This window comes from Halomonas campaniensis, from assembly GCF_014193375.1.
Classification (GTDB): Bacteria; Pseudomonadota; Gammaproteobacteria; order Pseudomonadales; family Halomonadaceae; genus Halomonas; species Halomonas campaniensis.
On the sequence record NZ_JACHZF010000015.1, the window covers coordinates 109,260 to 115,673 of the forward strand.

General features: G+C 68.8%; 5 protein-coding genes. 3 read left to right on the top strand and 2 right to left on the bottom strand.

The annotated features are described in order from the left end of the window. Nucleotides 1–27: 27 nt before the first annotated feature. From aceK to BDK63_RS11700, 3 genes are read left to right on the top strand one after another with little or no spacing between them, the layout of a single operon-like run. Nucleotides 28–1,773: a bifunctional isocitrate dehydrogenase kinase/phosphatase gene (aceK, locus tag BDK63_RS11690; protein ID WP_183332131.1), complete on the top strand. Its 1,746-nt coding sequence runs from the start codon at nt 28–30 to the stop codon at nt 1,771–1,773. 17 nt (nt 1,774–1,790) lie between these two features. Further along, nucleotides 1,791–2,528, top strand: a complete 738-nt coding sequence (locus BDK63_RS11695; protein ID WP_183332132.1) for an SIR2 family NAD-dependent protein deacylase — start codon at nt 1,791–1,793, stop codon at nt 2,526–2,528. Between the two features lie 54 nt (nt 2,529–2,582). Continuing rightward, the gene (locus BDK63_RS11700) at nt 2,583–3,353 is read left to right on the top strand and encodes a tRNA-uridine aminocarboxypropyltransferase (RefSeq protein WP_183332134.1); all 771 of its coding nucleotides are present in this window, start codon (nt 2,583–2,585) and stop codon (nt 3,351–3,353) included. A 152-nt stretch (nt 3,354–3,505) separates the two neighbouring features. On the opposite strand, the gene BDK63_RS11705 is transcribed toward BDK63_RS11700, so the two are convergent. Both BDK63_RS11705 and BDK63_RS11710 read right to left on the bottom strand, forming a co-directional pair. Beyond that, nucleotides 3,506–4,750 carry a TraB/GumN family protein gene (locus BDK63_RS11705; RefSeq protein ID WP_183332136.1) on the bottom strand — a complete coding sequence of 415 codons (1,245 nt, stop codon included), beginning with the start codon at nt 4,748–4,750 and terminating at the stop codon, nt 3,506–3,508. A 65-nt stretch (nt 4,751–4,815) separates the two neighbouring features. Beyond that, nucleotides 4,816–6,264 (bottom strand): TrkH family potassium uptake protein, encoded by a 1,449-nt coding sequence (locus tag BDK63_RS11710; RefSeq protein ID WP_183332138.1) that lies wholly within the window; start codon nt 6,262–6,264, stop codon nt 4,816–4,818. Nucleotides 6,265–6,414 lie beyond the last annotated feature (150 nt).

The following is a 6,414-nucleotide window of genomic DNA, read 5'->3' on the forward strand; positions in this document are numbered from 1 at the left end:
GGGCCTCACGCCGTCCGGAGTCCGCCCATGAAGCTCTCGCCCGCCTATCGCCTGGCCGCCACGGTGCTGCACGGCTTCGACGAGTACCGTTCGCGGTTCAAGCAGATCACCTCCGATGCGAGCCGACGCTTCTGCGATGCCGCCTGGCGGGAGGCCCAGCAGGCCTCGGCGGAGCGCATCAACCTCTACGAGGAGAAGGTGACGGATACCCTCGAGCGGCTGAAGCGCACCTTCGGCGACGATGTGCTGGCCCACTGCGAGTGCTGGCGCGAGGCGAAGGGCCACTACGCCGAGCTGATCAGCCAGCGGCTGGACTACGAGCTGGCCGAGACCTTCTTCAACTCGATGTTCTGCTCGATCTTCCACCATCGGCATATCCGCGATGACTGGATGTTCGTCTACAGCTCCCGGGAGGATGCGGCGCACCACTCGGGGATCGAGCTCTGCCGTCGGCGGCCGGTGGCGGGCGACTGGGAGGGGGCGCTGGCCTGGGCGCTGGGGGAGGCCCCCTTCCGCACCCCCTTCGTGGACCTGGCCCGCGACGTGGCGCTGGGCGGGGGCTTCCTGGCGGGCCACCTGCCGGCGGCGATCCTGGAGGCCGGGGACACCGAGATCGAGCTGCTCAAGAGCGTCTTCTACCGCAACAAGGGGGCCTACCTGGTCGGGCGGATCCGGGGGGGCGGCGAGCAGGTGCCGCTGGTGCTGCCGGTGCTCCACGACGCGGGGGAGGGGCTGCACCTCGATACCGTGCTGATCGAGCCTGACGAGGTGTCGATCATCTTCTCCTTCACCCGGGTCTACTTCCAGGTCGAGGTGCCGGTGCCCGGCGAGTTCGTGCAGTACCTCCAGGAGCTGATGCCCGGCAAGCCGGCCGGGGAGCTGTATGCGGCCATCGGCTTCTTCAAGCACGGCAAGACCGAGTTCTTCCGGGCCCTCAACCGCCACGTGGCCAAGCGCGAGGACCGTTTCATCATCGCCCCCGGGGTGCGCGGCATGGTGATGGCGGTCTTCGTGCTGCCGTCGTTTCGCACCGTGTTCAAGATCATCAAGGACCGCTTCGACCCCACCAAGGAGATGAGTCGCGAGAACGTCCGCGAGAAGTACCGCATGGTCAAGCGCCACGACCGGGTGGGGCGCATGGCCGATACCCAGGAGTTCTCGCACTTCATCACCCGCCGTGACCACTACGACCCCGAGTGCCTGGCGCACCTGCTGGAGGTGGCGCCCTCCTCGGTGCAGCTCAAGGGCGACAAGGTGATCATCAAGCACTGCTACACCGAGCGGATGATGACGCCGCTCAACCTCTACCTGGAACAGTGCGACGAGGCGGAGACCCGGGCGGTGCTGAAGGACTACGGCAACGCCATCAAGCAGATGGCCGCCGCCAACATCTTCCCCGGCGACATGCTGCTGAAGAACTTCGGGGTGACCCGCCACGGGCGGGTGGTCTTCTACGACTACGACGAGGTCTGCTACCTCACCGAGTGCAACTTCCGGCACATCCCCGAGCCCCTCTACCCCGAACAGGAGCTCTCCGACGAGCCTTGGTATTCCGTGGGGCCCAATGATATTTTCCCCGAGGAGTTCGGCCCCTTCCTGTTCGCCGACATCCGCCTGCGCAAGCTCTTCTACCAGCTCCACCCGGAGCTGCTGGATGCCGACTACTGGAAGGGGCTCCAGCAGGCCGTCCGCGACGGGCGGGTCATCGACGTCTACCCCTACCGCAACAAGCAGCGGTTCGCCGGCGGCGATGACAATGGCCTGGTTCACTGACCCGGACGAGAGACGACATGGGTGAACCCGCACGTCCCCACCTGGTGGTGCTGACCGGCGCCGGCATCAGCGCCGAGAGCGGCATCCAGACCTTCCGCGCCACCGACGGCCTGTGGGCCGACCACCCGGTGGAGGAGGTCGCGACCCCGGGGGGCTGGCGTCGCGACCCCGGGCGGGTGCTGCGCTTCTACAACCAGCGCCGCGACCAGGTGCGCCGGGCGCGCCCCAATGCCGCCCACAAGGCGCTGGCGGCGCTGGAGAAGCAGGGCTTCCGGGTCAGCATCATCACCCAGAACATCGATGACCTCCACGAGCGGGCCGGCTCCCGCCACGTGCTGCACCTGCATGGCGAGATCCTCAAGGCGCGCTCCACGGTGGACCGCCGCATGCACTACCCGCTGCCCCGCGGCGGCATCGAGCTGGGCGACCTGTGCGACAAGGGCAGCCAGCTGCGCCCCGACGTGGTGTGGTTCGGCGAGGAGGTACCGCACTTCGGCGAGGCCTGCGAGATCGTCGGCGAGGCGGATCTGCTGCTGGTAGTGGGCACGTCGCTTGCCGTGATGCCGGCCGCCTCGCTGCTGCACCACGCGCCCTTCGACACGCCATGCGTGCTGGTGGACCCCGAGGCCGAGGCGCTGGCGCCTCCCGGGGTCACCCGGCTCAGCCAGCCCGCCGGCAAGGGCGTGCCGGCGCTGGTGCGCCACTGGCGGCGCGAGGGGCGGCTCTGGGTGCCGGAGACCCTGCTGGCCTCCTGAACGGCGGCGGGACAAGTGCTAGAATGCGGCGCCTCTTCCGATGCGGTAGCCGCCATGCAGCACGACACGCCCGACACCTGTGCCGATCGTCCTCTGGACGAGGGGCTTTCCCATGATCCCGCTACCGGCCATCCGCGGCCGCCGCGGCGCGAGTTCAAGGCCAGGGGCAGCTTCGTCGAGCGCTGCCCGGGTTGCAACCTCCCCCAGCTCAACTGCCTCTGCCCCTATGCGGTGACGGCCGACAGCGAGGCCCGGATCTGGCTGCTCACCCACCCCATGGAGCACCACAAGCCCACCAACACCGGCCGCCTGATCCGCGACGTGCTGCCGGACACCGAGGTCTTCACCTGGTATCGCACCACGCCGGACGAGCGGCTGCTGGCGCTGCTGGAAGACGAGCGCTACGCCCCCTTCGTGATCTTTCCCGACGACCAGCCGGACTATGCCGACCGGGTGGTGGGCATCGACGCCGTGGCCGAGGCGAAGGCGGCGGGGCGGGTCCCGGCGCTCATCCTGCTGGACGGCACCTGGCGCCAGGCCCGGCGCATCTTCCGCAAGAGCCCCTACCTCGACCGGCTGCCGGTGCTCCCGCTGCGTACCGAGCGCCAGACTCGCTACCGGCTGCGCAAGCCGGCCTCGGCCGCCCACCTCTGCACCGCCGAGGTGGCCGCCGAACTGCTGCGCCAGGCCGGCGACGCCGATGCCGCCCAGGTCCTGGACGACTATTTCGACGCCTTCAACGACAGCTACGCCGCCAGCCGGCGCTTCGAGAAGCTCGAGGCGCCGACGGCGGCGATGCGGCGCCTGCTGGCGCGAAAGGGATAGCGCTGTAACGCAAAGCTAGGGGCGCTGGGGGCAAGCCGTAGAGGAGGTCCTACGCCATGGATGGCGTCGGTAGCGTACATGGAGGTATTCACAGCGCCTCCTCGCAGGCTTGTCGCCAGGTCAGCCCCGGGCCGAAGGGGGTCCTGGCTTGATCAAGGCGAGCTGCCGAACAGCGCGCCGGCGATGCGGAACCCGGCGATCCAGGTGCCGGCGGCGGAGCCCAGGGTGGCGAGCAGGAAGACCAGCAGGGTGCGCGAGACCCGGTTGCGCCACCAGCCCTTCAGTTCGGTGACGTCATGGCGCAGGGTCGAGAAGTCCCGCACCTTGGGCTTGCGCAGGTAGAGCTCGACCCCGGCGGCGACGAAGCCGGCACCGATGGTGGGGTTGAGCGAGGTGAGCGGGGCGGCAAAGAAGGTCGCCGCCACGGTCAGCGGATGGGCCAGGGCGACCAGGGTGGCCAGCGCCGAGAGGACCCCGTTGATCAGGAACCACTCGGCCACCAGCTGCCAGCCCAGCTCGGTATTGCGCGAGAAGCCGATGGCGAAGCCGGTCAGTACCAGCGCGGTGATCAGCCAGGGCAGCGCCCTCCAGACCTTCGACGGGGGCGGCGTCACCTCCAGCTGCCGGCGCTCGGCGGTCGGGTCGGCCGGGGGGGCTGCCTCCAGGTCCTCGGCCATGCCCTTCATGTGGCCGGCGCCGATGACCACCAGCACGTGGCGGTAGCGCCCGGGGGGGGCGTCCTCCGCCAGGCGCAGCACCATGTAGCGGTCCCGTTCGGTGATCAGCGGCGTGTAGAGGGTCTCGGACTCGGCGGCGAACTCGCTGAAGGTGGACTCCAGGACGTCCCCCTCCTTGAGCCGCTCGATCTCTTCGGCGGAGACATCCTGGCGCGACAGCACGCTGCCGAGCAGCCCCGAGAACAGCGAGAAGCGCTGCCACCAGGGCACGTTGTGGTAGATGCGCTTGAGGGTCACGCCGACGTCGCGGTCGATCAGCATCAGCGGCAGGCCCGCCGTGCGGCTCTCCTCGAGGGCGGCACGCATCTCGGCGCCGGGCTCGATGCCGGACTGCTCGGCCACGCGCTGCTGGAAGGCGCCCAGCGCCAGGCTCGCCGCCACCATGCCGGCCTTGCCCTGGCGGAAGATCTCGAACAGATCCTGGTTGTGCATGGCATCCGGGTTGTCGAGGCTCTGGTGGCGCGAGTCGCACAGCTCGATGGCCACGGCGTCGAACTCGCCGGAGCGGATCAGCGCGCGCACGTCGGCGGCGCTCTCGGCGGAGACATGGGCGGTGCCCAGCAGGGTGTAGCGGGTATCGCCCACCTGGATGACGCGGCGCGGGCCGGTGACGCCGGCCGCCGGCTCGGTGGGCATCGCGGTGTCCTGGGAGTCGGTCATGGACGCTCGGTATGAAGGAGTGAGAAGGGGATTATCCACGATGGACCGTTGCCGGCCAAATCCCCTCAGCGCCGCCAGAAGGCGGGGGTAAACAGCACCAGCACGGTGAAGATCTCCAGGCGGCCGAGCAGCATGGCAATCACCAGGATCCACTTGGCCAGGCTCGGCAGGTCGCCGTAGTGGCCGGAGGCCTCGCCCAGCGCCGGGCCCAGATTGTTGAGCGCCGAGGCGACGGTGGACCAGGCAGTGACCTGGTCGACCCCGGTGGCCATCACCCCCACCAGCATCAGGAAGAACAGCATCACGTAGACCGAGAAGAAGCCCCACACCGCCTGGGCGATGCCGTCCGGCACGCTCACCCTGCCCACCTTCACCGCGATCACCGCATTGGGATGGATCAGGCGCATCACCTCGCGCATGCCCTGCTTGAGGATCAGGATGATGCGGATCACCTTCATGCCGCCGCCGGTGGAGCCGGAGCAGCCGCCGACGAAGGCGGCCATGAACAGCAGGAAGGGCAATGCCCCCGGCCAGGCCGAGAAGTCGGCCACGCCGAAGCCGGCGGTGGTGGCCACCGAGACCACCTGGAAGATGCCGTGGCGCAGGCCGCGCTCGGTGCCGTAGGTCTCGGTGAGCCACAGCGAGACCACGGTGATCACCGCCAGGCCCAGCAGGAACAGCAGCAGGAAGCGTGCCTCCGGGTCCTGGAAGTAGTGCGTCACGCTGCGCTGTCGCCAGGCGACGAAGTGCAGGCTGAAGCTGACCGCGGAGACGATCAGGAAGAAGACACAGATCATCTCGATCAGCGCACTGTCGAAGTGGCCGATGCTGGCGTCGTAGGTGGAGAAGCCGCCGATGGCCACGGTGGAGAAGCTGTGGCCCAGGGCGTCGAACCAGTCCATGCCGGCGGCCATGTAGGCGAGCATGCAGGTGACGGTGAGGGCGGCGTAGATGTACCAGAGCGCCTTGGCGGTCTCGGTGATGCGCGGGGTGAGCTTGGAGTCCTTGAGGGGGCCCGGGATCTCGGTGCGGTAGAGGGCCATGCCGCCGACGCCCAGCGTCGGCAGGATCGCCACGGCCAGCACCACGATACCCATCCCGCCCAGCCACTGCAGCTGCTGGCGGTAGTAGAGGATCGACTCGGGCAGGGCATCGATGCCGGTGATCACGGTGGCGCCGGTGGTGGTCAGCCCCGAGAAGGACTCGAATACCGCATCGGTGATCGAGAGGGCGGACTCCCCGGTGAGCATCAGCGGCAGCGAGCCGAACAGCGCCAGCACGCTCCAGAACAGCGCCGCGATCAGGAAGCCGTCGCGGGTGCGCAGCTCCTTGCGGGCCCCGCGGTTGGGCAGGTACATCACGGCGCCGGTCACCACCGTGATGGCGATGGCGATGGCGAAGGCCTCCCACTGGCCGTCGCCGAACAGCAGCGAGATCAGGATCGGCGGCATCATGGTCAGGCTGAACAGCATCAGCAGCAGCCCCAGGATGCGCAGGATCATGCGCAGGCTCATCGCGCGGTGCTCCCCGAGAAGGTCATGTCAGAAGAAGGTCAGGCCCACCTGGAACAGCCGCTCCACGTCGCGGATGCGGCGCTTGTCGATCACGAACAGGATGACGTGGTCGCCGGACTCCACCACCACGTCGTCGTGGGCGATCAGCAC